The following is a 26,144-nucleotide window of genomic DNA, read 5'->3' on the forward strand; positions in this document are numbered from 1 at the left end:
AGGGGCTCAATCGCGTTCGGGCGTCGCCGAGATGCGGTGGATCGACAGGTCCGCGCCGTCGAATTCGGCTTCGCGGTCGAGGCGCAGCCCGACGGTCGCCTTCAGCGCACCGTACACGAGCGTGCCGCCCGCGGTCGCGATCGCGATGCCGCCGAGCGTGCCGACGAGCTGTGACATGAACGACACGCCGCCGAGGCCGCCGAGCGCGGGCAGGCCGAACACGCCGGCCGCGAGCCCGCCAAGCGCGCCGCACATGCCGTGCAGCGGCCACACGCCGAGCACGTCGTCGATGCGCCACTTGTTCTGCACGCAGGTGAACATCGCGACGAACAGTGCGCCGGCGGCCGCGCCCGTGACGAGCGCGCCGATCGGGTGCATCACGTCGGAGCCCGCGCAGACCGCGACGAGGCCCGCGAGCGGCCCGTTGTACGTGAAGCCCGGGTCGTTGCGGCCGGCCATCCACGCGGCGAGCGTGCCGCCGACCATCGCCATCAGCGAGTTCACGGCGACGAGGCCGCTGATCTTGTCGAGCGTCTGCGCGCTCATCACGTTGAAGCCGAACCAGCCGACCGCGAGCACCCACGCACCGAGCGCGAGGAACGGGATGTTCGACGGCGGGTGCGCGGCGATCCGGCCGTCCTTCGCGTAACGGCCATGGCGCGCGCCGAGCAGCAGTACGGCCGGCAGCGCGACCCAGCCGCCGAACGCGTGCACGACGACGGAGCCCGCGAAATCGTGGAACGGCGCGCCGAACGCGTGCGTGAGCCAGGCCTGCACGCCGAAGCGTTCGTTCCACGCGATCCCTTCGAAGAACGGATAGATGAAGCCGACGATGATCAGCGTCGCGACGAGCTGCGGATTGAACTTCGCGCGCTCGGCGATGCCGCCGGAGACGATCGCGGGAATGGCCGCCGCGAAGGTCAGCAGGAAGAAGAAGCGCACGAGCGCGTAGCCGTTGTGCTGCGACAGCGTGCCGATGTCGTCGAAGAACTCGACGCCGTACGCGATCGTGTAGCCGATGAAGAAATACGCGAGCGTCGACACCGAGAAGTCGACCAGGATCTTCACGAGCGCGTTGACCTGGTTCTTCTTGCGGACCGTGCCGAGTTCGAGAAATGCAAAGCCCGCGTGCATCGCGAGCACCATGACGGCGCCGATCAACAGGAACAGTGAGTCGACGCCGGATTTCAGACCATCCATGCCGTGGCTTCCTTGCGCAAAAAACGGGCAAGGAATGCAAATATCGAGCCAACTTGGTGAGCCGCCGCATGGAGTTGGTGCCCGGGCGCCGCGTGGTGAGGCATTCCGATGAATCGTGCACGGGAAGAGGGCGTAGCCGGCGCAGCCCGAGCGCGATGCCGGGTGCACGTGTGTGGTGCGGCGCGTACGGAACTGGTGCGTGCGACGAGCCGGTTGGTGCGGCGTGGTGCGCGGTGGTGCGTCGCGGCGCACCAGCCGGCGCGTCAGTGGCGCGCGAACAGCGGGGGCGGCCGCCGCAGCCGCAGCGCACACACCGACCAGTAGGCGGCGACGGTTGTCAGTCCGAGCGCGGCGAACGCGAGCGCCGCGAAGCCCGTGAGCGACTGGCCGTCGGCGTCGGGGCCGAGGATGCCTTGCGCGACGATCAGCGCGGCCGTCCAGAAGCCGATCACGGCTTGCGCGAGCAGGCGCGCGGCAGCGACGCGGCGCGGGCGCCCGGATTCGGCCAGACGGTGCACCGACCGCGGGCGCAGACACAGGAACAGGGTGGCGGCGAGCAACGCGGCCAGGGCGATGAGCCAGTTGACGAGGAAATCCATGAGAAAAAGGGGGCACGTCCGAAGCGGGTTGAAGCTCGCCCACTTTAGAGTCCTCGCGTGCGCGATTGAATCAGACGAGTCCGAAATTGAAAGCCATTTTTAATGGCGGGGCGTGATTGGCCCTGTTCAACAGGCGGTATCATCGACGTCGGTCCAACCACGAGGCCGCGCCACGCGCGGCCGGAGATTGCTGATGAAGATGAAGACATCGCGGGCGCGTCGCGTGCCCGGGTCCGTACTGGCGGCCGTGGCCGCCGGTGCGCTGCTGTTGCTCGCGGGCTGCGAGAAGTCCGGTGCACCGGTCACGCAACCCGATACGGCCGCGAGCGCGGCCGCCGATGCCGCGAACAATGCGGCCAAGGCGCTCGACCAGGTGGCGAGCACCGTCAACCAGCAGATCAACGCCGCGAAGGCCGGCATCGCGTCCGCGGCGTCGGCCGTGCCGCCGCTGTCCGCGAGCGGCCTCGCCTCCGCCGCGCAGGCGCAGATCGACGCGGCTGCTTCCGCGGTCGTCGCGCATGCGGCTTCCGAAGCCGGCGCGAAGATCGCCGAAGCCGGCAAGAAGCTCCAGCAGTGGAGCCAGCAGAATGCGTCGGGCGCCAAGCCCGCGAGCGGGGAGTGACGCGAGCTTGCATGATCCGCGAATTGTAATTATGATGGTTACATATGTCGCCGGCCGCAGGATGGGCCGGCGTCGTCAAGTGGGTGAGGAATGAATACCAGCAGCCGGTTCGCGTTTGCCGTCCACGTGCTTGCCTTGCTGTCGATGCAGGAAGGCGTGCCGCTGTCGTCAGACATCGTCGCGGGCAGCGTGAACACGAACCCGGCGCTGATCCGCCGCCTGCTATCGATGCTGGCGGCTGCCGGGCTGACCACGTCGCAGCTGGGCGCGGGCGGCGGTGCGCTGCTGGCGCGCGAGCCCGGTGCGATCACGCTGCTCGACGTATATCGTGCGGTCGACGATGCGCAACTGTTCGCGCTGCACCGCGAGGCACCGAATCCCGCGTGTCTCGTCGGGCGGCACATCCAGGGCGCGCTGACCGACTACATCGGCGACGCGCAGCGCGCGATGGAAGCCTCGCTTGCCACGCGCACGCTGGCCGACGTCACGGCCGACGTGCTGGATCTGGAACAGCGTACGCAACATGACGTGCGCGCCGGCGGGTAACCGGCGGCAGGGCAGGAAGCCGGACGGCGCGCATGCGCGGTGTCCGGCGCAACGGGGGCTTTGCCCCGTTTTTTTCGATCTTATCTGTAATTAACATCGTTACATATTTTGCTTACTGGAGAATCGACATGACGCAACGTACCCTGAATATCGCGCTGTTCGGCGCCACCGGCACGATCGGCTCGCGTATTGCCGCGGAAGCCGTGCGACGCGGCCATCGCGTGACCGCGCTGTCGCGCCATCCCGGCGCGGCCGGCGACGGCATCACCGCGAAGGCGGCCGACCTGTTCGACGCGGCCAGCATTGCGGCCGCGCTGCCGGGTCATGACGTCGTCGCGAGCGCGTACGGCCCGAAGCAGGACGATGCGACGAAGGTCGTCGCGGCCGCGAAAGCGCTGGTCGCCGGCACACGCGAGGCGGGCTTGAAGCGGCTCGTGGTGGTGGGCGGTGCAGGTTCGCTCGAAATCGCGCCGGGCAAGCAGCTGGTCGACAGCGAAGGCTTTCCTGAAGCATACAAGGCGCAGGCGCTCGCGCACCGCGATGCGCTCGCCTACCTGAAGACGGTCGACGATCTCGACTGGACGTTCTTCGCGCCGGCCGCGATGATCGCCCCGGGCGAGCGCACGGGCACGTTCCGCACGGGCGTCGGCAAGCTGATCGCGGATGCGCAGGGCAACAGCAGGATCTCGACGGAAGACTACGCGGTCGCGTTCGTCGATGCGCTCGAGCAAGGCAGCTTCGTGCGCGAGATCGCGACGGTCGCGTATTGAGCGGCGCGCCGGCCGGCGCGTGAGCGCCGGGCCGGCCGCGACGTGCAGGAACGCCAGGCGATTCCACCTTGACGGGCGGGATCGCCTGTTTCGTCTGGAGCGGGCTGCGTGCCGGCAGACGCGCACGACCCGCACGTGTACCGGATCGGTATTTACACTGGTCGACGCGGCGAGGCGGTTTTCATATTGTTCCCCGTTGTGCAGGATGAATAGAATAAATTTCTATCTACGAGGGACTGGAGAAATGGACGCCATCGATCGCAAGCTGCTGGAGCTGTTGCAGGCGGATGCCACGCTGCCGATCGCGGAACTGGCACAGCGCGTGAACCTGTCGCAGACCCCGTGCTGGAAGCGCGTGCAGCGGCTCAAGGAAACCGGCGCGATTCGCGCGCAGGTTGCGCTGTGCGATCCGCGCAAGCTTGGGGTCGGCACGACCGTGTTCGTCGCGATCCGGACGAACCAGCACACCGAGGAATGGGCGCAGCGGTTCACGCAGGCCGTGCGCGACATGCCGGAAGTGGTCGAGGTGTACCGGATGAGCGGCGAGACCGATTATCTGCTGCGCGTCGTGGTGGCCGGCATCGACGATTACGACCGCGTCTACAAGCAGCTGATTCGTACGGTGCCGCTGTTCGACGTCAGCTCGTCGTTCGCGATGGAGCAGATCAAGTATTCGACCGCGCTGCCCGTGCGCGACCTTGCCGAGCCGGCGTAGCGCGGCAACGAAACGGCGCGGGCGTGCAGCGCGCCCGCGGGTTCAGCGGCCGCGCGCCAGTGCGCGTGCGCGCTCGTCGGCCAGTGCGTCGCGGCGCACGAAATCCGCGACGAACGGGCTGGCCGGATGGTGATGCAGTGCGTACGGCGTATCCCATTGCGCGAGCTGGCCATCCTTCATCACGCCGATCCGGTCGGCGATCGCGAACGCTTCCGCCTGGTTGTGCGTGACGAGGATCGCAGTGTGGCCCGTGCGTTTCAGGATGTCGCGCAGCTCGAACGCGAGCCGCTCGCGCGTATCGACGTCGAGATTCGAGAACGGCTCGTCGAGCAGCAGCAGTTCCGGTGACGGCGCGAGCGCACGGGCGAGCGCGACGCGCTGCTGCTGGCCGCCCGACAGCTCGTGCGGATAGGCGCTGCCTGAATCGGCAAGGCCGACCAGATCGAGCATTTCCGCGACACGCATGCGCCGTTCGGTCTTCGGCATGCGCCGCAGACCGAACGCGACGTTGTCGGCCGCACTGAGGTGCGGAAACAGCGCGTAATCCTGGAACATCATGCCGATGCGGCGCCGCTCGGGCGGCACGTCGAGCGACGGCGCCGCGACGGGCGCGCCGTCCAGCACGATGCGCCCCATGCGCACCGGTTCGAAGCCGGCGATCGCGCGCAGCACGGTGGTCTTGCCGCAGCCCGACGCACCGAGCAGGCAGCCGATGTCGCCGCGCGGCAGCGCGAGGCTCAGGCCGTCGACCACCGTGCGGCGGCCGTGCGGCGTGTCGTAGGCGAGGCAGAGGTCATCGAGTTCGAGCAGGTTCACGGTGTCAGGCTCCGATCTTGTGGCGGGTGCGGGCGAGCAGGATCACGGGCACGAGCCCGGCCAGCACGATCGCGAGGGCGGCGACCGCGCCTTCCTCGTAGGTGCCGCGCGCCGCTTCCGCATACAGCCAGGTGGCGAGCGTGTCGAAGTTCAGCGGGCGCAGCAGCAGCGTCGCCGGCAATTCCTTCATGGCGTCGACGAACACCAGCAGTGCGCTCGTGGTGAGCGCGGGCCGCAGCAGCGGCAGGTGCACGCGGCGCAGCGTGCCGCCGGCCGTTTCGCCGAGCGAACGCGCGGCCTGTTCCAGCGAGGGGGGAATGCGCGCGAGGCCGGCCTCGATGCTGCCGGCCGGGATCGCGAGAAAACGCACCGTGTAGGCGATCACGAGCGCGGCCGCCGAGCCCATCAGCAGCAGCCCGTCGCGGCCGAGTGCCGCGCCGAACAGCCGGTCGGCCGCCGCGAACGGGATCAGCAGGCCGATCGCGAGCACGGTGCCGGGCACCGCATAACCGAGGCTCGCGATTCTCGCGCACACGCGGGCCGGGCCCGCGCCTGCGCTGTCGCGTTGCGCGCGCGCGGCCCATGCGACGACGAGCCCGCATGCGAGTGTCGCGACGGTGGCGGCGGTGGCGATCGTCAGCGTGTTCGCGAGCCCCGTCATCAGCTGCGTGGACACGCCCCCGACGAGATGCAGCCGCTTGGCCGTCTCGACCGCGAGATACGCGGCCGGCGCGCCGAAGCCGAGCAGCACGGGCAGCCAGCCGAGCACGGCGGCGCCCCATGCGGCCGTACCCGTCAGGCGGCGCGGCGCGATCGGCCGCATGCGCCGGCCATGCGCATAGCGCTGGCGGCGGCGCCCGTAGCGTTCGAGCACGATCATGCCCACGACGATCGCGAGCATCGCGAGCGCGATCTGTGCGGCGCCGGCGAGATCGGACCGCGTGATCCATGTCGTGTACACGGATACCGTCAGCGTCTGCACGCCAAGGAATTCCGATGCGCCGATATCGTTCAGCGTTTCGAGCAGCGCGAGGCTAACGCCGACCGCGATCGCGGGCCGCGCGAGCGGCACGACGACGCGCCAGAACGTGGCGATGCGTCCCGCGCCGAGCGTGCGCGCGGCTTCGAGCAGGCTCGCGGACTGCGTGACGAACATCGCGCGCGTGCTCAGGTAAACATAGGGATACAGCACGAAACCGAGTACGAAGATCGCGCCGGGCAGCGAGCGCAGGTCGGGCAGGCGGAACTGGCGCGGGCTGTCGAAGCCGAGCAGCCAGCGGATCGCGCCCTGTACGGGGCCGATCGGGTGCAGCAGGTCGAGGTATGCGAACGCGACGATGTAGGTGGGCACCGCGAGCGGCAGCAGCAGTGCCCATGTGAGCACGCGGCGGCCGGGAAAGTCGTATGCGGTGACGAGCCACGCGCAGCCGGTGCCGACGATCGACACGATCGTGCCGACGCCCGCGAGCAACAGCAGCGTATTGACGAGCGCCCGCGGCAGCACGAATTCGGCGAGATGCCGCCAGTGCGCGAGATCGGCGTCGAATGCGGCGGCCACGAGCACCGCGAGCGGCGCCGCGACCGCCGCGGCGATCGCCAGCGCCGCGAGCAGCCATACGCTGCCCGCGCGCGGCAGCAGGCGCGGCCGGCATGCCACGCGGCGCGCGCCGGCGGTGGTTGCGTCAGTTGTCAAAACCGACCTTGTCGACGAGCTGGCTCGCCTGCTTGCGATGCTTCGCGATGTCCGCCAGCGGCAGCGGGTCGATCTTCAGCGTGCCGAAGCCGGCGATCACCGGATCGAGTTTCACGTTCGCGCGCACCGGGTATTCGTAGTTCGCCTGCGCATACAGCGCCTGCGCTTCCGGCGACACGAGGTATTCGAGCAGCTTCACCGCGTTGGCCTTGTGCGGCGCATGCTTCGCGACCGTCGCGCCGCTGATGTTGACGTGCGTGCCGCCGCTCTTCGCGTTCGCGAACGTCGGCCGCACGACCTTGATCGCATCGCCCCACTTGCGTGCGTCGCTGCCGGGCTCCGCATTCTTCATGTGGCCGACGTAGTACGCATTCGCGAGGCCGACGTCGCAGATGCCGCCGAGGATGTCGCGTGCGACGTCGCGGTCGCCGCCCGTCGCCTTGCGCGCGAGGTTCGCCTTCACGCCGCGCAGCCATTTCTCGGTCGCGGCTTCGCCGTCGTGCGCGATCATCGCCGCGACGAGCGCCGTGTTGTACGGATGCTGGCCCGAGCGGATGCAGACCTTGCCCTTCCATTTCGGATCGGCGAGATCCTCGTAGCGGAACGCATCGACCTTCAGGTCCTTCTCGACGTACAGCACGCGATCGCGCAGCGACAGCGCGTACCAGTCGCCGTTCGCGCCGCGCAGGTTCGCGGGAATCGCGTCGTCGAGCGTCTTCGAGCGCACCGGCTGCGTCAGCCCGCCGTCGACGAGATCGAGCAGGTTGCCGACGTCGACCGTCATCAGCACGTCGGCCGGAGACTGCGCGCCTTCCGCCTTCACGCGCTCGAGCAGGCCGTCCTTCACGAACACCGTATTGACCTTGACGCCGCTCTGCTTGGTGAACGCCTCGATGAGCGGCTGGATCAGCTTCGGTTCGCGGGTGGTGTACAGGCTGACTTCCTCGGCCGCGTGGGCCAGCGGCGCGAAGGCAGCGGCGGCAAGGGCGAGGGCGCCGGCGAGCGGCAGCAGGCGGGTGCGCGGATTCGACATGAAGACTCCGGAGGGGCAGGTGGACGAAGGGAGCGTTCCGGGGCGCGCCTGCCGCTCGATCGACCCGGAACATTACAAAATGAAAGACTCGGGATTCTAGATCGAAATGGGAACCGTTATCAAATGAAAGATAACGGCGGGTAGCTGGAGGACGGGAAAGGGGAGCGGAAGCGGGGAGCGGAAACGGGGCGTCGCGGGACGGGCGCAAGCGCGTAGAATGCCCGCTTCGATGAATTTGACGGAGTCGCCCCGACCATGAACGATCAGCGCAAGAAGAACCCAGTCCGCAACGTGAGCATCCTGATCGTCGTGGCCGTGCTGCTCGTGATCGGGACGATCCTGTACAACGCGATTTCGCAGAAGCACGCGTACGACGAAGCCCATCCGGCCGAGGCCGCGAGCGCCGCGTCGCACTGACGAGCCGATGCGCGGCCCGGCGGGCCGCGCACGTGGCGTCGATGTGAAGGGGTGAGTGCCCGGCTGCTGGCGCGGCTGATGCCGCGCGGAGCCGGGAACGACGCGGGCGCCGGAACCGGCGCGCCGCGTACGCAGGTCAGCCGTGCGTCAACGTGACGCAGGTGCGAATTTCGGGCGGATCCGTGCGTAGAACACGGCCGCGAGCAGCGCGAGCCACGCCGCGCCGACATACAGCGCGACACGCGTGTCCTCGAACCAGCCGAGCATCACGATCACGAAGCCCATGAACGCGATCGTCAGCGCCGGCGCGACCGGCCACAACGGCACCTTGAACTTCAGCGCCGCGACTTCGGCGCTCGACAGCCGGCGGCGCATCGCGACCTGCGACAGCAGGATCATCAGCCAGACCCACACGGTCGCGAACGTCGCGATTGCCGCGACCATCAGGAACACGTCTTTCGGCATCAGGTAGTTGAGCAGCACGCCGGCGAGCAGCGCGACCGCCATCACGAGCACCGTGACCCACGGCACGCCGTGCCGCGACGTCGTCATCAGCACGCGCGGTGCCTGGCCCTGGCGCGCCATCCCGAACATCATCCGGCCGGCGCCGAAGATGTCGCTGTTGATCGCGGAGATCGCCGCGCTGATCACGACCAGGTTGAGGATCGTCGCGGCCGACTTCACGCCGAGCGCGGAGAAGATCTGCACGAACGGGCTGCCGTCGCTGCCGACACCCGTCCACGGGCTGATCGACATCAGCACGACCATCGTCAGCACGTAGAACAGCAGGATGCGCGCGGGCACCGCGTTGATCGCGCGCGGAATCACGCGCTCCGGATCCTTGGCTTCGCCGGCGCTCATCCCGATCACCTCGATCCCGCCGTACGCGAAGATCACGACCGACAGCGACGCGATCAGCCCGCCGACGCCGTTCGGCAGGAAGCCGCCATGGTTCCACAGGTTCGCGAACGTCGGCACGTCGGCCGAATGGCCGAAGTGCATGCCGGTCAGCAGGATCGCCACGCCGCCGCCGATCATCGCGACGATCGCGCCGACCTTGATGATCGACAGCCAGAACTCGAGTTCGCCGAACACCTTCACGTGGCACAGGTTCAGCCCGCAGATGATTGCGACGACGCCGAGCACCCAGATCCATTGCGGGACGTCCGGAAACCAGAAGCCCATGTAGATGCCGAACGCGGTGATGTCGGCGATCGCGACGATCACCATTTCGAGCGTGTAGGTCCAGCCGGTGACGAAGCCGGCAAACGGGCCGAGGTTCTCGGTCGCATAGTGGCCGAACGAGCCGGCGACGGGTTCGCGCACGGCCATCTCGCCGAGCGCGCGCATGACCATGTAGACGGCCGCGCCGCCCAGGATGTACGCCAGGATCACGGCCGGGCCCGCGAGCTGGATCGCGGACGCCGAACCGTAGAACAGGCCCGTGCCGATCGCCGAACCCAGCGCGAGAAAGCGGATGTGCCGCGCGCTCAGGTGGCGCTGCAAGTTTTTCATCGTGTCTCCGATATCGTTATGCGACGGACCGGGCGAGCGGGGCCGGTCCGATTGCCTCAAGTTGTATAGACAACTTGAATGTGAACGAATGATAACAAGCCGGGCCGGGTGACCGGAATCGGGTATTCCCTGACTGGCGCGACGGGCGCAACAGGGGGACGGGCGGTCGCGCAGGGAAGGCGCGGGCCGCCTGGAAAGCTCGGATCATGCTTCGGGGATCGCTGAATCGGGGAGCGCCGGAGGCCGACCCGCGGCATGCGCGGGCCGGCGACCGGCGGGGTAACGCCGTGGTCAGGCGGGCAGGCGGATCACGCTCGCATCCTTGCGGATCAGCAGCGACGACGCGAGCATCTGCTTGCACTGATGTGCGAGCACCTTCAGGTCGTGCGTGAGCTCGGCACCCACCGCATCGGATTTCTCCGCGGACACGACCATCGCGTCGAGGTCGCGCGTGATCTGCTTCGACGCGTCGAGCTGATCGGCGGGCGGCGCCTCGCCGGCCTCGGCCTTCTCGAGATTGTCGAGCACGGCGGCGAGGCCGCGGTGCAGCGCGTCGTCGTGAAGGATGTTGCCGTCGGCTGCGCAGGCCGTGCGGATCAGCGGCGCGGCGGCCGTGATCTGCGCGCCGAGCACGTGGGTCTGCACGAGCAGGTCGTTCAGTTCCGGCACGAAGCGCTGGTGCGCCTTCGGCTCGATCATCATCCGCTGGAACGCCTGCCCGAGATTCGCGAACGCGATGTGTACGTCCTTGCGCGCGAGGCGGTAGCGGTAGTCGTCGTCGAGGGTCGTGGCCGGCGCCTCGATGGCCGCGGCGACGACCGGCACGACGGCCGCGCCGTCGGCGGCCGGCACGGGCGGCGGCGATACGCCGCGCCCGGCCCGCCACACCGCCTCGAAATACTTGCGGGTCGCGGTGAGCATGTCGGCCACCTGCTTGCCCATCAGCCGGTATTCCCAGTACGGGAACAGCCGGCTCGCGGCGATCGCGATCATGCAGCCGACCACGGTGTCGATCGCGCGCTCGCCGATGATCCGCATGCTGCCCGGCGCGAGCAGGTGGAACATCAGCAGCACGTACGACGACGTGAACACGACGCTCGCCGCGTAGTTGAACAGCAGCAGGCTGTAGCTCATCACCATCGACCCGAACATGATCGCGATCAGCAGGTGCGGCTCCTTCACCGTGTAGATCAGCGCGATGCTGGCCGCGCAGCCGATCAGCGTGCCGATGATCCGCTGTGCGTTGCGCTGCTTGGTGAGCGAGTAGCCGGGTTTCAGGATGATGATGGTCGTCATCACGATCCAGTACGCGTTCGTGAGCGGCAGCAGCCGGCCGAGCCAGAACCCGACCGCCACCGCGATCGTCACGCGCAGCGCGTGGCGGAAGCTCGGGGAACGCATGTTCAGGTTCGAGAAGATCAGGAGTGGCGACATCCGGCGGCGCTGCAGGAAGCGCGTGAGCGCCTTGTCGATCTTCAGTTCGGTCTGCTGCGGATCGGCGTGGCCCGACAGGTTGCGGCGCATCCGGTCGATCAGGCGCGTCGCGCTCCAGATGCGCCGGAACGTGGCGAGCACGGCCGCATACGCCTCCGCGTTGGTGGCCGGGAAGTTCTTCTTGCGCATCAGCTCGATCTCGTACTCGATCGCGCGCAACTCGGCCTTCACGCTGATCCGCGAATGCGGGGCGCGGTTTTCGAGCACCGCGAGGCCGATCTCCTCGAGATCGGCGGCCGCCTTGCGGATCAGGTCGCGATAGAAGATGATCAGGTCCGAGCCGCCGAACGTGTTGCGCACCAGCGGGTAATCGGTGTGTGCGCCGACGAACAGCTCGTGCAGGTCGACACTGTTGATGAACAGGTTGTACATCGTCGTGCGGCCGGGATCGAGCTTGCCGCGGCGCAGCTTCGGCAGGTTGCGCAGCACGATGTCGCGCGCGGTTTCCTGGGTTTCGACCGCCGTGATCTGCTTGGCGACGAGATTGCGGTAGCACTCGTCGAGATCGGCATCGAGGTCGTAGAACTGCGCGCGCGCGAGCAGGTAGTCGGCGCAGGCGAACAGGCTCTCGGCCAGCGCCTGCTGCTCGATCCGGCGCGCCTGCCATCGCGACACGAGCGTGGCCCAGTACGTGTACCAGAGGCCGCCCGCGAGAATCCAGCCGGCGTTGATGAACGCCTGCAGCGGCGTGAATTTCTCCTCGAGCGTCATCACCATCATGAACAGTGTCGCGAAGCTGATCTGCGGCCAGCGGTTGCCGTAGACGACGATCAGCGACAGCACGAAGGTGAGCGGCACGATGGTGAGCCACAGCACGAAGATGTTCGGTGTGGCAAGGCCGGTCGCGAGCGCGGCCAGAAAGCCGATCACGCTGCACGCGAGCATTTCGTTGTGCTTGTACTTGAGCGGGCCCGGCATGTCGACGACGCAGGCGCCGAGCGCGCCGGTCGAGATCGTGAAGCCGAGCTCGCGGTTGTGAAACACGATCAGGCACAGCACGGCCGGCAGCGACACGCCGACCGCGATCCGCAGGCCGCCGAAAAAGTACTGGCTGTAGAAAAACTTTCTGATTTCGACCGAATAGCGCATCGATGGACTGAATGGCTGACGAAGACGCCCGGGGCGGCGTATTGACTGGCGACGAGTCTATCGTATTTCGCGGTCCGCAAAACCTGGCTTTCCGGCCGAGGTTCGCGGAGGCGGTCCATTTGCTATCCTTGGTGATCCTGTTCGCCCGGCCCCGCCCGCGCGAGGTTCCGACGCCTGCTTCATGCTCCATCTCTTCTATTCGAACCGTCACGAAACGCTGGCCGACGCGCTGCTCGAGGATCTGGCCGCGTTCCCGGCCCGCAACGGCCCGTGGGCGCCGCAACAGGTCATCGTGCCGAGCGCGGCGCTGCGCCGTCGCCTCGAGCTCGACATCGCCGCGCGCAACGGCGTATGCGCGAACGTCGAGTTCACGTATCTCGCGCAGTGGCTGTGGGCGCAGATCGGCCGCGTGCTGACGGTGCCCGCGCGTTCGCCGTTCGCGCCCGACCGCCTCGTGTGGCGCTGCTACCGGCTGTTCGCGCAGGCATCCGACGGTGCGCCGTGGCTCGCGTCGCCGCGGCTGGCCGCGTATCTGTCCGCGTCCGACGATGCGATGCGCTACGAGCTTGCCCACCGCGTCGCGGCCGTGCTCGACCATTACCTGACCTATCGTCCCGAGTGGCTCGCCGCGTGGCAGGCCGGCGAGTCCGTGCTCGCGGGCGACGGCGCGCCGCGCGGGATCAGCGACGCCGCGCGCGACGACGAGCGCTGGCAGGCCGCGCTGTGGCGCGCGCTGCTTGCCGAGCTGAGCGACAGCGGCACGCCGCCGGCGCACCGCTTCCTCGTCGAGGCGCGCCATCTCGATGCCGAAACCGTCGCGCGCGCACGCACGCACTGGCCGGAATCGGTCAGCGTGTTCGCACTGCCGACGATGCCGCCGCTGCACGTCGCATTGCTGCGCGAACTGTCGCGCTGGATCGACGTGCGCGTCTATGCGCTGAACCCGTGCCGCGAATTCTGGTTCGACATCGTGACCGCCGCGCATGCCGAAGCGCTCGACGCGGCCGGGCGCCTCGACTACCAGGAGGTCGGCCATCCGCTGCTCGCCGAATGGGGCAGGCAGACCCAGGCGCAACTGCACATGCTGCACGAACTGACTGAAAGCGCCGCGTCGGGCGACGCGTCGCGTTTCGTCGAGAATCCCGCGCCGACTTGGCTCGCGCGCGTGCAGAACGCGATCCTCGAGCTGCGGCCCGAGGCCGAAGCCGGCGATGCCCCGGCCGAGCGCGGCATCGAGGTGCACGTATGCCACAGCCTCGCGCGCCAGCTCGAGGTGCTGCACGACCGGCTGCTCGCGTGGTTCGACGCGGACGCGAGCCTGCAGCCGTCCGACGTGCTCGTCGCGGTCGCCGATCTCGCGGCGGCCGGCCCGCTGATCGACGCCGTGTTCGGCACGGCCGGCAGTGGCGGTGCGCGCGTGCCTTACCGGATCACCGGCCTGCCGCCTTCGCAGGCGAACCCGGTCGCGCGCGTGCTGCTCGACTGGCTCGCGTTGCCGGAGCGGCAGGTCGGTGCGCCCGAGCTGGTCGAATGGCTGCGTGTCGACGCGGTGGCGGCACGCTACGGCATCGATGCGACGGCGCTCGAGACGGTGCAGACCTGGCTCGCGGCCGCCGGCGCGCGGCGTGGGCTGTCGCCGCTCGCGAGCGACGATGCGGCCGTGCCGTCGCCGCGTCATACGTTCTCCGATGCGCTCGCGCGGCTCTTTCTCGGTTATGCGATGCCGGAAGGCGCGGCGCCGGTCGGCGCATGGCTGCCGATCGAGGCGGCCACCGGCAGCGAGGCCGAACTGCTCGGCCGGCTCGCACGCTTCACCGACGATCTCGACGGCTTCGCGCGGCGGCTGGCCGAAGCGCATACGCCGCACGGCTGGAGCGAACTGTTCGCCGACACGCTTGCGCGTTTCTTCGATTCGGGCGCCGCATATGCGGATGCGCTCGCGGGCGTGCGCGACGCGCTCGACGCGATGCTGGCCGCGATGACGGAGGGGGCGCCCGACGAAGCGCTGCCGGCAGCCGTCGTCCGGGCCGGGCTGGCCGCCGCGCTCGACGACCCGGCGCGCGGCGGGGTGCCGTGGGGCGGCGTCACGTTCTCGTCGCTGACGAGCCTGCGCGGGCTGCCGTATCGCGTCGTCTGCCTGCTCGGGATGGACGACGGCGTGCTGCCGAGCCTCGCGCGCGCGGACGAATTCGACCTGATGGCCGTGTTGCCGAAGCTCGGCGATCGCCAGCGCCGCGACGACGAGCGCAACCTGTTTCTCGACCTGCTGCTCGCCGCACGCGACCGGTTGCTGATTGCCTATACGGGCCGCAGCATTCGCGACAACGCGCCGTTGCCGCCCGCGGCACTCGTCGACGAATTGCTCGACCATCTCGCGCTCGTCACGGCGGGCCCCGACGCCGCGCCGGACGCAGTCGATGCCGCGCGGCGCGCGTTCATCGTCGAGCATCCGCTGCAGCCGTTCGCGGCCGCGTATTTCCAGCCCGGCAGCGCGCTCGTGTCCTATGACGCCGAGCGGGCGACGCTCGCGTCGCTGCTCGCCGCCGAAGCGTCGCGCGACGGCCCGCGCGAATTGCCGTTCTTCGCGCAGCCGCTGCCGGCCGAGCCGGTCGAGCCTGTCGCATTCAGCGAATTCGAACGCTTCTGGCGCCATCCGGCGCGTGCGTTGCTGCGCGGCCGGCTCGGCATCGTGCTTGCCGACGCGCAGGCCGAACTGCTCGATACGGAACCGTTCGCGCTCGACTTCGCCGGCAGCGATGCGCTCGCCGAGCGCGTGCTGCCGCTGCTGATCGAATCGGACGAGGGCGGCGTGCACGATCACGCGCTGCGCATCGCGGACGCGAGCCCCGAACTGCCGGGCGGCGCGACGGGCGCCGTGTGGCGCGACCAGGCGCTCGGCTCGATGACGCAGCTGGCATCGAACGTGCGTCGTGCGCTGGCCGACGGGATGGAGCGGCGGTCGTTCTCGCTCACCATCGTGCCCGCGTGGCCCGACACCGAGCAGACGCTGTTCGGCGCGCACGACGCGCTGCTGTCGGGCGACGCGGTGAGCGCACCGCTTGAACTGCACGGCACGCTGAACCGGCTGACGCAGGCCGGGCAGATCATCTACCGTTATGCGAGGCCGAGTGCGCGCGACTACCTGTCCGCGTGGCTTGCGCATCTCGTCTACTGCGCGATCGAGCCCGGCGGCCCGCGCCGCACCCTGTGGTTCGGCAGCGGCGGCGCATTCGAGCTGACGCCGGTCGCCGCGCCGCTCGAGCAGCTCGCACCGCTTGCCGCGCTATTTCGCGCGGGGCGGCGCATGCCGCTGCGGTTCTTTCCGCGCAGCGCATGGGCGCGGGTGTCCGACGGCGAGGCCAAGGCCGCGAGTGTCTGGATCAACGAGCGGGTCGTGAGCGAAGCCGACGATCCGGCCATCGCGATCGCATGGCGCGGCGCGCATGCGTCGCTCGACGAGCCGTTCGCCACGCTCGCGCGGCTCGTGTTCGATCCGCTCGTCGAGCATCTGAAGGAGGTCGCATGAGCGCCGTGTCGCAGCCGCAGCAGGCGCTCGAACTCGACGTGTTCGCGTGTCCGCTCGATGGCGTCAACCAGATCGAGGCATCGGCCGGCACCGGCAAGACCTGGAACATCTGCGCGCTCTATGTGCGCCTGCTGCTGGAAAAGGATCTCGGCGCGGACGAAATCCTCGTCGTGACCTTCACGAAAGCGGCGACCGCGGAGCTGCACGAGCGGATTCGCGGCCGGCTCGCGCAGCTTGCGCATGCGCTCGACACGGGTGACGACGGCGGCGATCCGTTCATCGAGCGCCTGCTCGAGACGACGCTCGGCGAAGGTGGCGAGCTCGACCCCGAAACGGCCGCGAAGCGGATCCGGCGTGCGCTGCGCGCGTTCGACCAGGCGGCCATCCATACGATCCACGCGTTCTGCCAGCGTGCGCTGCAGGAAGCGCCGTTCGCGGCCGCGATGCCGTTCGCGTTCGACATGGAGGCCGACGATGCGTCGCTGCGCTTCGAACTCGCGGCGGATTTCTGGCGCACGCGCGTCGAACCGGCGGCCGCGCGCTGGCCGGGTTTCGCGACCTGGCTCGTCGAATCGGGCGCCGGGCCGGCCGCGCTCGATGCGCAGCTCGCGCGCCGGTTGAAGAAGCCGCTCGCCGCGCTGCGCTGGGACGGCGTGACCGAGCCCGACGAATCGGCCGAGGCCGCTGCGGCCGAATGCTTCGCGGAGGCCGGGCGGATGTGGGCGGCCGAGCGCGAAGCGATCGATGCGTTGCTGCGCGCCGCGCAGCCCGCGCTCAACCAGCGGTCGCACAAACCCGAAGCAGTTGCCGATGCGCTCGCCGCATGGGCCGCGCATTTCGAGCAGGGCGACGCGACGGCTACGCTGCCGAAGGCCGCGCTGAAGCTCACGCGCACCGCGCTCGTGAAGGCGACGAAAAAAGGCGGCGCGACGCCCGAACACGCGTTCTTCGACGTGGCGGACGCGCTCGAGGCGGCCGTGGCGGCGGCTGAAGCCGCGCAGCGCGCGCGCTGGCTCGCGCTGATCGCCGAATGGCTCGACCTGGCGCCGGGCGAGCTGGCCGAGCGCAAGCGCACGCGGCGCATCGTGTCGTTCGACGATCTGCTGGCGAACCTGTACCACGCGCTGCATGCGCATCCGTGGCTCGCCGAGACGCTGCGCGCGCGCTATCCGGCCGCGCTGATCGACGAGTTCCAGGATACCGACCCGCTGCAGTTCGCGATCTTCGACCGGATCTTCGCGCCGGGCGGCCCGTTATTCCTCGTCGGCGATCCGAAGCAGGCGATCTACAGCTTCCGCGCGGCCGATCTGCATACCTATCTGGCGGCGCGCGCGCGGGCGAGCGCGTGCTACACGCTCGCGGTCAACCAGCGTTCGACGCCCGCGATCGTCGATGCGTGCAACCGCTTCTTCATGTCGAATCCGCGCGCGTTCGTGCTCGACGGGCTCGACTATTACGCGGTGCGTGCCGGCACGCGCGTGCGCGCGCCGTTCGTCGACGAAACCGATCCGGGCCCATCCGGCGACTTCCGGGTGTGGGCGTTGCCTGGCGGTGAAGGCACGTTGCTCAAGCGTGATGCGCAGGCACAGGCCGCGCAGGCCTGCGCCGCCGAGATAGCCCGCCTGATGCGGGGCGCGCGCGAAGGGCGCGTGCGGCTCGGCGAGTCGCCGCTGTCGCCGGGCGATATCGCGGTGCTCGTGCAGACGCACCGGCAGGGCAGTCTCGTGAAGCGCGTGCTGGCCGCGTGGGGCATCGGCAGCGTGGAACTGGCGCAGGCCTCGGTGTTCTCGACCGGCGACGCGGAGCAGCTTGAACGCGTGCTGGCGGCGATCGATGCGCCGGGCGACCTGCGGCGGCTGCGCGCGGCGCTCGCAGCCGACTGGTTCGGCCTCGATGCCGGCGCACTGTGGCGGATGGAGCAGGGCGACGGTGATGCGTCGCACGAAGCGTCCGCGGCCGACAGTGCCGACGCGATGAGCTGGGTCGAGCGCTTCTCGCGGTACCGGCTGCTGTGGCGCGAACGCGGTTTCGCGGTGATGTGGCGCACGTTCACGCGCGAATTGCGGATCGCCGAGCGGCTGATGGCCGGCGCGGACGGCGAGCGTCGCGTGACCGACATCAACCATCTGGCCGAATTGACGCAGGCACGCGCGTCCGCGCAGCCGGGCATCGCGCCGACGCTGCGCTGGCTTGCCGCGCAACGGCTCGACGGCGGCGGCGAGGAAGCGCAGTTGCGGCTCGAATCCGATCGCAACCTCGTGCAGATCGTCACCGTGCACAAGTCGAAAGGCCTCGAATACGCAATCGTGTTCTGTCCGTTCCTGAACGACGGCGGGTTGCGCGAGCCGCCCGCGTCCGCGTTGCCCGATGCGCGCGAATACCACGACGATGCGGGCGACGCGGTGCTGCATTACGGGTGCGACGACGAGGCGGCCGCCCACGCGGCGCGGCAAGCGCTGCGCGAGCAGGCCGCGGAACGCGCACGGCTCGTCTACGTGGCGCTCACGCGTGCGGTCTATCGCTGCTACGTCGTCGCCGGGCCGTACCTGTCGTCGCGCTCGACGCGCGAGGCGCGACGCAGCGTGCTGAACTGGCTCGTCGCCGGCGCCGGCCAGGCGTTCGATGCGTGGCTCGACGAGCCGCCCGACGAAGCCGCGCTCGATTCGGCGTGGCATGCGCTCGCGGGCGGCCCCGTGAGCGTCGCGCCGCTGCCGGCGCCAGCGCGCCCCGTGCGTCTGGCGGCCGGGCACGACGCGTCGCAGACGCTCGCGGCGCGCCATGCGACGCGCGTGCTGCGCGATGCCTGGCGGATGGCCAGCTTCAGTTCGCTGACCGCGTCGATGGCGCGCGAGGAGGCGGGCGTCGCGGCCGTGCCGGATGACGAACTGCGGCCCGACCACGATGCGCTTGCCGCGGTCGCGCCGGATGCCGAATGGCTGTTGGCCGATACGGTTGCGCCCGAACCGCCGGACGACGACATCCTCGTGTTCCCGCGCGGCGCGGCGGCCGGCGAGTGCCTGCACCGCCTGTTCGAGCTCAGCCGGTTCACGGAGCCCGAGTCGTGGCCGAAGGCCGCGCTCGGTGCGCTGCACGACCGGCCGGTCGAGGCCGGGCCCGAACTCGCGACACGTCTGCCGGCGATGATGGCGCAACTGGTCGATGACGTCGTGCACACCGAGCTCGTGCCGGGCATGCGGCTCGCCGATCTCGATCCCGCGAAGCGGCTCGACGAAATGGGGTTCCTGTTCCCGGCGCCGTCGCTCGACCTGATGGCGCTGCGCCGCCTGCTGGTTGCGCACGGCTACCCGGACGTTGCACTGGAGGCGGGCATGCTCGCCGGTTTCATCAAGGGTTTCATCGACATGATCGTCGAACACGACGGCCGCTTCTGGATCGTCGACTGGAAGTCGAACCATCTCGGCACGACGCCGGACGCTTACGGCCCGCGCGCGCTCGACGTCGCGATGGCCGACCACGCGTATCACCTGCAGGCGCTGCTCTATACGGTCGCGCTGCATCGCTACCTGCGCGGGCGGCTGCCCGATTACGACTACGACACGCATGTCGCGGGCTACCTGTACCTGTTCGTGCGGGGTGTACGGCCCAGCTGGCGCAGCGGCGGCGAGCCGGCCGGCGTGCATGCGCGGCGGCCCGCGCGTGCGCTTGTCGACGCACTCGACCGGATGATGGAAGGGGGCCGAGGATGAACGCGCAGGACGATACGCTCGAATTCACCGGCGGCCTCGTCGCGCGGCTGCCCGAGCCCGCCGATTTCGGCATCGCGCTCGCGGAAGGTTTCGCGCGGCGGATCGGCGATCTCGCTCGCCGCGCCGGCGCGCCGGCCGCGGCCGCGCGCTGGGCGGCGCGCGCCGCGTTCGCGACGAGTCGTGCGACCGCGGGCGGCCACGTGTGCGTCGCGCTCGGCGCGCTCGCGCAGCGCTACGAAACACCGCTCGATGAGGTTCGCGCGGCGCTCGCCGCGAGCGGCGTGGTCGCGTTCGGCACGCTCGCGCGTGGCGACGAGCGGCCGCTGATCGTCGACCGCCACGACCACCTGTACCTGTCGCGCTATTTCGACTACGAACGGCGGCTCGCCGATGCGCTCGTCGCGCAGGCCGGTGCGACCATGCCAGACGAAGGTCTTGCGCCCGACCGGCTGCGCGACAGTCTCGCGCGTTACTTCGGGCCGGCGAACGGCGAAGTCGACTGGCAGCGCGTCGCGGCGATCGTCGCGCTGACCGGCCGCGTGACGATCGTCAGCGGTGGCCCGGGCACGGGCAAGACGACCACCGTCGTCGGCGTGCTGGCCTGTCTGCTCGATGCGCATCCGGGGCTGCGCGTCGCGCTGGCCGCGCCGACCGGCAAGGCCGCGCAGCGGATGCAGGAAGCACTGCATGCGCGGGCCGGCGACCTGCCGCCCGAACTCGCGGCGCGCCTGCCCGATACGTCGTACACGCTGCACCGGCTGCTGGGCGGCGGCGGGGCGGCCGGTTTCCGGCATCATCGCGACAATCCGCTGCCGTACGACCTGATCGTCGTCGACGAGGCATCGATGATCGACGTCGCGCTCGCAGCGCATCTGCTCGATGCGCTCGCGCCGGGGGCGCGGCTCGTGCTGCTCGGCGACAAGGATCAACTGGCCGCGGTCGAGGCGGGTGCCGTATTCGCGGAGCTGAGCGCGCGGCCGGCGTTTACCGCCGCGGCGCGTACACGCATCGCGCAGGCGCTCGGCATCGACGAGGCGGCATTCGTCGCGGCGCTGCCGGTGCAGGGCGAGGCCGCGACCGTGGCCGCGCCCGTTCCCGCTGTGCATCCGGTTTCCGCCGCGTCCCGCGTTCCGGCGCCGCCATCGACCGCCACACGCAAGCCGGCGTCGCGACGGAAGGCCGATGCGAGACAGGCATCGCTCTTCGACGACGAACCGCAGGATGACGAAGTTTCGTCGTCCGACGTCGCGCCGCCGCCGGCCGAAACCGGTGAAGCAGGCGATGCAGGCGAGGCCTCCGCATGGATCGAGGTCGACGAACTGGCGTGGCTCGACGCCGTCGAGCTGCCGCCGTTCGACGCAGGCGACGCGGCGCTTGCGTCGGTCACATCGAACCCGCCGGGCGAACCCGCCGCCGCGTCCGCCGCGCCCACGCCCGCACCGGCACCCGCACCGCTCGCCGACTGCGTCGTCTGGCTCGAACGCAACTACCGCTTCGGTCTCGATTCGCCGATCGGGCGGCTGTCGCTGGCGATCCGCAGCGGCGACGTGCAGGCCGCGCTCGACGCGCTGCCCGCCGACGATTCGGCGGCCGCGTCATTCCATGACGATGCGGGCGAGTCGCTCGCGACGTTGACGCTCGAGCGGCTCGCGCGGCGGTTCGGTGCTTACCTCGACGCGTTGCGCGACGCGCTGGCCGCGCCGGTGCCCGATCCGCTGCCGCTGTTCGACGCGCTCAACCGGTTCCGGATCCTGTGCGCGACCCGCAGCGGCTTGCGCGGCGCGGAGCACGTCAATGCGCTCGTGGCCGCGCACGTGCGCCACGCGGCGCGCGTGCCGCTGGCGGTCGGCGCGCACTGGTTCACGGGGCGGCCGATCATGGTGACGCGCAACGACTACGCGCTCGGGCTGTTCAACGGCGATATCGGCATTGCGCTGCCCGACGCGCACGGCGTGCTGCGCGTGTGGTTCCGGCGTGCGGACGGCACCGCGCGCGCGGTGTCGCCTGCTGCGCTGCCGCCGCACGAAACCGCGTTCGCGCTGACGGTCCACAAATCGCAGGGCTCGGAATTCGACGAAGCCGCGCTGGTGCTGCCGGCATCGTTCGGCCGTGTGCTCACGCGCGAACTCGTCTATACGGCCGTCACGCGTGCCCGTACGCGCGTGCAGGTGATCGGGCCGCGGCGCGTGCTGGCGCAGGCGGTCGCGACGCGCACGCAGCGCGATTCGGGGCTCGCGGCACGCGTCGACGAGGCGCTTGCACGGCGCCGCATGGAGGCGTCGCGATGATGATCCGCTATACGCTCGATCCGGCCGAGGTCGAATGGACGGCCGTGCGCGCACAAGGCGCCGGCGGGCAGAACGTGAACAAGGTGTCGAGCGCGATTCACCTGCGCTTCGACATCCGCGCGTCGTCGTTGCCGCCTGTCATCAAGGAGCGGCTTCTCGCGCTGTCCGACCAGCGCATCACGCGCGACGGCATCGTCGTGATCAAGTCGCAGGAATACCGCACCCAGGAGAAAAACCGCGAGGCCGCGCTGGCGCGCCTCGATGCATTGATCGCCGGCGTTGCGTTCACGCCGCGCGCACGGGTCGCCACGCGGCCGACGCGCGCGTCGAAGGAGCGGCGGCTCGAGCACAAGTCGCGCCGCAGCGCGGTGAAGTCGGGAAGAGGGAAGGTGATCGACTGACGAATGGCCGGGCGGACGAACCGCGGGTGCGGCACCCGGGCGCACGCACCCGCGCCGGTTACCGCATCACGGTGCCGGCGCTGTCGAGTACGAAGTCGACGCAGAACACGACGAGCCGGCTCTGCGCGCGGATCGCGACGGCGGCCGTATAGCAGTCGCGGCCTTCCGTCAGCGAGAAGTGCGGGCCCATCAGCGCGACGCGTCCGGGCGCGGCGATCGCGCGCTGGAAATACGGGCGCCGCGACCAGTTGCTGTGGGTCTCCGGAAAGAGCGGTGCGAGGCGGGTGACGCCGGCCTGGCCGTCGTCGGCGGGCGCGCCGATCGACGGCAGGAACTGCTCGCCGGTTTCGTCGGTGACGAACACGCGGCGGGCGGCCGGCACCGTGAACACGCGTTGCGCGGCGTCCTGCAGGTTGCCGCTCGCGGAAAACGCGGCCGCGCCGGTCAGCACGAGCCGCTCGATCGCATCGAAGCCCGGCTGCTCGGCGACGACCGGCGTGTGCCGGCGGGCGATGAAGCGCTGCCACGCGGCGTCGAGCATCGCGGGTGCTGCCGCGCTGGCGTGGGCGATCGATGCGTCGGGCTGGCCGAACTGGAAACCCTGCACGAAATCGATGTCGGCTTCCATCAGTGCCTGCAGCGAATCGTCGTTTTCGACGCCCTCGGCGAGCACCATCGCGCCGGCCTGGTGCAGCATCGACACCAGGTGATGCATGATGCGGCGATCGTCGGCCGAACCGGTCGCGCGTTCGACGAGCGAGCGATCGAGCTTGACGATGTCCGGGCGCGCGCGCCACACGCGGTCGAAGTTCGAGAATCCGGTGCCGAAATCGTCGATCGCGATCAGAAAGTCGCGATGCTGGATCATGTCGATCGTGCGGGCGAGCGCGGCTTCGTCGCGCGACGGCTGTTCGACGACCTCCAGCACGATGCGGTTCGGCGGCAGCGCGAAATGCCGGCACAGCGCCTCGACGAATTCGCGCTGCACGAGGCCCGAGTCGAGCACGCGCGGCGTGACGTTCAGGAACAGCCAGCCGTCGCCGATGCCCTGCGCGACGAAGTTGGCCGTATGCAGGCAGCGCGCGAGCCGGTCGAGCAGCAGCGCGTCGGCGTCGGCGCGCGTCTTGTCGAACAGCGCGGCGGGCGAGATCAGTGCGCCGTTCGCGTCGACGACACGCAGCAGCGCCTCGTAACCGACGACCCGCTTGTGCGTGATCGACAGCACGGGCTGGAACACGCTGCGCAGCGTCGTGGTGCGATAGGTGGCGACCCAGCCGCCAGGCGTCGGCGTGAGACGGTCGAGCAGGGAGTCGAGCGAGAGGTCGCGGGCGGGCTTCATGTCAACGGAGCCCGGGGGCGAGCGGCGGGGCGGTAGCGCGCCGCCGCGCTGAAGCGGTCGCACGCGCCGGCGGACGCGAAAGGACGTGAGACATCGAGGCCGCCTTCTGCGGGTAAGTGTTCGGAGTGTAACGGGAACGGGGCCGCTCGCGTATCAGGGAAACTCCAGACGCACGCGGGTATGCGGCTGCGGCCGGCGCGGCGCGCATGCGTGCCGCGCATCACCGCCGCGACGCGAAGGGCGCAGCCGCACATGACGACCCGGCGGTTTGGCGAGCATGGTGAGCGCGATGAGGCGACGCGGGAAATCCCGGCGGCCGGCAGGGCCGCGAGCGCATGGCGCCGTCAGACGAATGCCGGCGGTGCTGCGGCACCCTCCACGGCGACGCGGAGAACGGCCGGCACCCGGTCGGAGCGCGTCACGGCCCGACCGATGGCGATACGTGCACCCGAATGAATCGTCAGGTCGCTTCGCCGCTGCGCGGCCGGATCCCGGGAATCCGCTTGATCACGCCGGTCGCGAGCGCGGTGCCGACGAGCACGATCGCGCAGCCTTCGATCATCACGGCCGACACGTGTTCGCCGAGGAACAGCGCGCCCCACAGCAGGCCGAACACCGGAATCACGAACGTCACGGTGATGGCGCGGGCGGGTCCGACATGCGCGATCAGGTAGAAGAAGATGAAATACGCGATGCCCGTGCAGGCGACGCCGAGCGCGAGCACCGAGCCCCACGCGTGCGCGCTGACCGGCGCGGCCGGCCAGGTGGCGATCGCGAACGGCAGCAGCAGGACGGTCGAGCCGATCATGCTGCCGGTCGCGTTGACGAGCGGATCGACGCCGGTCAGCTTGCGCTTCGTGTAATTGGCCGCGATACCGTACAGCAGCGTCGCACCGAGCGCCGCGACGGCGGCGAGCGCGGTCGCCGCGGCGCCCGTTTCGCCATGCGCATTCGCGATCTGGTTCCACACGAGCGTGAGCACGCCGGCGAACCCGATCACGAGGCCGAGCGCACGCGGCAGCGACAGCTTGTCCTTCAGCCACAGGTAGGCCACGAGCGCGCCCCAGAGCGGCGTCGTCGCGTTGATCACCGACGTCACGCCGGCCGACAGCGTCAGCTCGGCGAACGCGAACAGGCAGAACGGGATGCCCGAGTTCAGTGCGCCGACGACGAACAACGGCCACGCGTGACGGCGCAGCCGGGTGCCGAGGTCGGCGGGTTTGAAGCGCGTCAGCGCGAAGCCCGCGAGAAACAGCGCGCCGATACCGACCCGCAACGCCATCAGCGGCGCCACGCCGAGATCGACGACGCCGATCCGGATAAACAGGAACGACGCGCCCCACAGGGCGGCGAGCACGGTCAGCAGAAGGGCGTTCTTGGGCGACATCGAGTGTGAGGGGCGGGGAAAGGATGCGGAGAATCTTACACCCCGTTACCAGCCCGTCGTTTCACGTTTCGATGAAATGACAAGAAACGGGAATGTCGCCGGTTGCCGGCACGGGATAGCCGCGTGCCGGCGGTCGAGCCCGGTCAGTGATGGCGCCAGCCGCCGCGTCCGCCGAAGCCGAAATTGAGCGATACCGCCGGTCCCCAATAGCCGCCCCATGCGGGCGCATAGGCGGGTGCCGGATAGTAATAGGCGGGGCCCGGATCGACATAGACCGGGGCCGGTGCAGCCGTGTAATAGCCGCCGGGATAATAGCCGTACGGGTAGTAGCAGCCGGCGAGCGTCACGCAGGCGAGCGCCGCGGCGACGAGGGTCCTGTTCATGATGTCTCTCCGGCGGAGCCGGCAATCGGCAGATGCTTAAGCTTAGGCCGCGCGCCGATGACACGGTGTGCAAAACGGTAACGGATCATTTCCGCACGGGCTGCCGGCCACGTTGCGGCGCCGCATGCGAAAACGACGCTTCCGCACCGCGAAAACGCCGTCTGGCCGACTGTCGCGGCGCGCTGCGCCGCCTCTTTTACTTGCCGACCTGGTTGCCGATGATGCCGCCGGCCGCTGCGCCGCCGAGCGTCGACAGCGCGCTGCCGCCGATCGCCGCGCCGGCGACGCCGCCGACACCCGCACCGATTGCCGTATCGCGCTGGCGTCGTGACATCGAATCGCAGGCCGACAGGCTGGCCACCGTCGCGACGAGCAGAGCGCATACCCCAAAACGCCGAATCGAATTCATGATCGTTGTCCTTGTGGTAGTGAACGGAGGTCGCGCGACCGGCTGGCGACCGCGCATGACCCCAATCTACGCGCCGTCCCGTGGCGCAGCTGTAAGGACTTGTTAAGGCTCGGGCGGTTTCGTAATCATTTGTTTCCCTCGCGCGGGCAGGCACGCGGTGTGCACACGCGCAAAAAAGCCCGCTCGAAAGCGGGC

20 protein-coding genes are annotated in these 26,144 nt (G+C 69.6%); 9 read left to right on the forward strand and 11 right to left on the reverse strand.

All coding sequences use genetic code 11. The features are described 5' to 3' along the window. Positions 1 to 6: 6 nt before the first annotated feature. Both AB3K92_RS28470 and AB3K92_RS28475 read right to left on the reverse strand, forming a co-directional pair. On the reverse strand, positions 7 to 1,200 hold the full coding sequence (locus AB3K92_RS28470) for an ammonium transporter (protein WP_048024422.1): 1,194 nt from the start codon (positions 1,198 to 1,200) through the stop codon (positions 7 to 9). Between the two features lie 263 nt (positions 1,201 to 1,463). Further along, positions 1,464 to 1,799, reverse strand: a complete 336-nt coding sequence (locus tag AB3K92_RS28475) for a hypothetical protein (RefSeq protein WP_059498062.1) — start codon at positions 1,797 to 1,799, stop codon at positions 1,464 to 1,466. Positions 1,800 to 1,992: 193 nt separating this feature from the next. Between AB3K92_RS28475 and AB3K92_RS28480 the strand changes: the two genes are divergently transcribed. The 4 genes from AB3K92_RS28480 to AB3K92_RS28495 all read left to right on the forward strand — a co-directional run bounded on the left by AB3K92_RS28480 (position 1,993) and on the right by AB3K92_RS28495 (position 4,452). Next, positions 1,993 to 2,421, forward strand: a complete 429-nt coding sequence (locus AB3K92_RS28480) for a hypothetical protein (RefSeq protein ID WP_021159399.1) — start codon at positions 1,993 to 1,995, stop codon at positions 2,419 to 2,421. 90 nt (positions 2,422 to 2,511) lie between these two features. Further along, positions 2,512 to 2,967 carry an Rrf2 family transcriptional regulator gene (locus AB3K92_RS28485; protein WP_226202362.1) on the forward strand — a complete coding sequence of 152 codons (456 nt, stop codon included), beginning with the start codon at positions 2,512 to 2,514 and terminating at the stop codon, positions 2,965 to 2,967. A gap of 128 nt (positions 2,968 to 3,095) precedes the next feature. Continuing rightward, a complete protein-coding gene (locus tag AB3K92_RS28490) occupies positions 3,096 to 3,737 on the forward strand; it encodes an NAD(P)-dependent oxidoreductase (protein WP_021159401.1) in 642 nt (213 codons plus the stop codon). Positions 3,738 to 3,981: 244 nt separating this feature from the next. Beyond that, a complete protein-coding gene (locus AB3K92_RS28495) occupies positions 3,982 to 4,452 on the forward strand; it encodes an Lrp/AsnC family transcriptional regulator (RefSeq protein ID WP_006484401.1) in 471 nt (156 codons plus the stop codon). Between the two features lie 42 nt (positions 4,453 to 4,494). On the opposite strand, the gene AB3K92_RS28500 is transcribed toward AB3K92_RS28495, so the two are convergent. From AB3K92_RS28500 to AB3K92_RS28510, 3 genes are read right to left on the reverse strand one after another with little or no spacing between them, the layout of a single operon-like run. Then, entirely contained in the window at positions 4,495 to 5,268 is a 774-nt protein-coding gene (locus tag AB3K92_RS28500; RefSeq protein ID WP_021159403.1) for an ABC transporter ATP-binding protein, read from the reverse strand. Between the two features lie 4 nt (positions 5,269 to 5,272). Then, complete coding sequence (locus AB3K92_RS28505; RefSeq protein ID WP_230956040.1) at positions 5,273 to 6,907, reverse strand: iron ABC transporter permease; 1,635 nt, start codon at positions 6,905 to 6,907, stop codon at positions 5,273 to 5,275. A 43-nt stretch (positions 6,908 to 6,950) separates the two neighbouring features. Next, a complete protein-coding gene (locus AB3K92_RS28510) occupies positions 6,951 to 7,994 on the reverse strand; it encodes a Fe(3+) ABC transporter substrate-binding protein (protein ID WP_060221621.1) in 1,044 nt (347 codons plus the stop codon). Between the two features lie 255 nt (positions 7,995 to 8,249). Here AB3K92_RS28510 and AB3K92_RS28515 point away from each other — a divergent pair, with 255 nt between their 5' ends. Beyond that, positions 8,250 to 8,411 carry a hypothetical protein gene (locus AB3K92_RS28515; protein ID WP_006476417.1) on the forward strand — a complete coding sequence of 54 codons (162 nt, stop codon included), beginning with the start codon at positions 8,250 to 8,252 and terminating at the stop codon, positions 8,409 to 8,411. A 147-nt stretch (positions 8,412 to 8,558) separates the two neighbouring features. Here the strand turns inward: AB3K92_RS28515 and AB3K92_RS28520 are convergent, their stop codons facing one another. Next, complete coding sequence (locus AB3K92_RS28520) at positions 8,559 to 9,926, reverse strand: amino acid permease (protein ID WP_048024431.1); 1,368 nt, start codon at positions 9,924 to 9,926, stop codon at positions 8,559 to 8,561. A gap of 291 nt (positions 9,927 to 10,217) precedes the next feature. Then, positions 10,218 to 12,509: an FUSC family membrane protein gene (locus tag AB3K92_RS28525; protein ID WP_369466298.1), complete on the reverse strand. Its 2,292-nt coding sequence runs from the start codon at positions 12,507 to 12,509 to the stop codon at positions 10,218 to 10,220. Positions 12,510 to 12,690: 181 nt separating this feature from the next. Here AB3K92_RS28525 and recC point away from each other — a divergent pair, with 181 nt between their 5' ends. The 4 genes from recC to arfB are packed head-to-tail and all read left to right on the forward strand — an operon-like array spanning position 12,691 to position 22,431. Then, the gene (recC, locus tag AB3K92_RS28530; protein WP_369466299.1) at positions 12,691 to 16,035 is read left to right on the forward strand and encodes an exodeoxyribonuclease V subunit gamma; all 3,345 of its coding nucleotides are present in this window, start codon (positions 12,691 to 12,693) and stop codon (positions 16,033 to 16,035) included. Continuing rightward, on the forward strand, positions 16,032 to 19,742 hold the full coding sequence (recB, locus tag AB3K92_RS28535) for an exodeoxyribonuclease V subunit beta (RefSeq protein ID WP_369466300.1): 3,711 nt from the start codon (positions 16,032 to 16,034) through the stop codon (positions 19,740 to 19,742). The genes recC and recB overlap by 4 nt, the downstream gene beginning before the upstream one ends. Further along, the gene (locus tag AB3K92_RS28540) at positions 19,739 to 22,030 is read left to right on the forward strand and encodes an AAA family ATPase (protein ID WP_369466301.1); all 2,292 of its coding nucleotides are present in this window, start codon (positions 19,739 to 19,741) and stop codon (positions 22,028 to 22,030) included. Before recB ends, AB3K92_RS28540 begins: the two co-directional genes overlap by 4 nt. Next, entirely contained in the window at positions 22,027 to 22,431 is a 405-nt protein-coding gene (gene arfB, locus AB3K92_RS28545) for an alternative ribosome rescue aminoacyl-tRNA hydrolase ArfB (RefSeq protein ID WP_021162067.1), read from the forward strand. The genes AB3K92_RS28540 and arfB overlap by 4 nt, the downstream gene beginning before the upstream one ends. 58 nt (positions 22,432 to 22,489) lie before the next feature. On the opposite strand, the gene AB3K92_RS28550 is transcribed toward arfB, so the two are convergent. The 4 genes from AB3K92_RS28550 to AB3K92_RS28565 form a co-directional block, all read right to left on the reverse strand. Further along, positions 22,490 to 23,770: an EAL domain-containing protein gene (locus AB3K92_RS28550; protein WP_021162066.1), complete on the reverse strand. Its 1,281-nt coding sequence runs from the start codon at positions 23,768 to 23,770 to the stop codon at positions 22,490 to 22,492. A 460-nt stretch (positions 23,771 to 24,230) separates the two neighbouring features. Then, positions 24,231 to 25,157: a DMT family transporter gene (locus tag AB3K92_RS28555; protein ID WP_021162065.1), complete on the reverse strand. Its 927-nt coding sequence runs from the start codon at positions 25,155 to 25,157 to the stop codon at positions 24,231 to 24,233. A 143-nt stretch (positions 25,158 to 25,300) separates the two neighbouring features. Further along, entirely contained in the window at positions 25,301 to 25,540 is a 240-nt protein-coding gene (locus AB3K92_RS28560; protein ID WP_021162064.1) for a hypothetical protein, read from the reverse strand. A gap of 196 nt (positions 25,541 to 25,736) precedes the next feature. After that, positions 25,737 to 25,949, reverse strand: coding sequence for a glycine zipper 2TM domain-containing protein (locus AB3K92_RS28565; protein WP_021162063.1), 213 nt, complete (start codon positions 25,947 to 25,949; stop codon positions 25,737 to 25,739). Positions 25,950 to 26,144: the final 195 nt, after the last annotated feature.

The sequence above is a fragment of the Burkholderia sp. Bmkn7 genome, from assembly GCF_041103175.1.
In the GTDB taxonomy this organism is placed as follows: Bacteria; Pseudomonadota; Gammaproteobacteria; order Burkholderiales; family Burkholderiaceae; genus Burkholderia; species Burkholderia cepacia.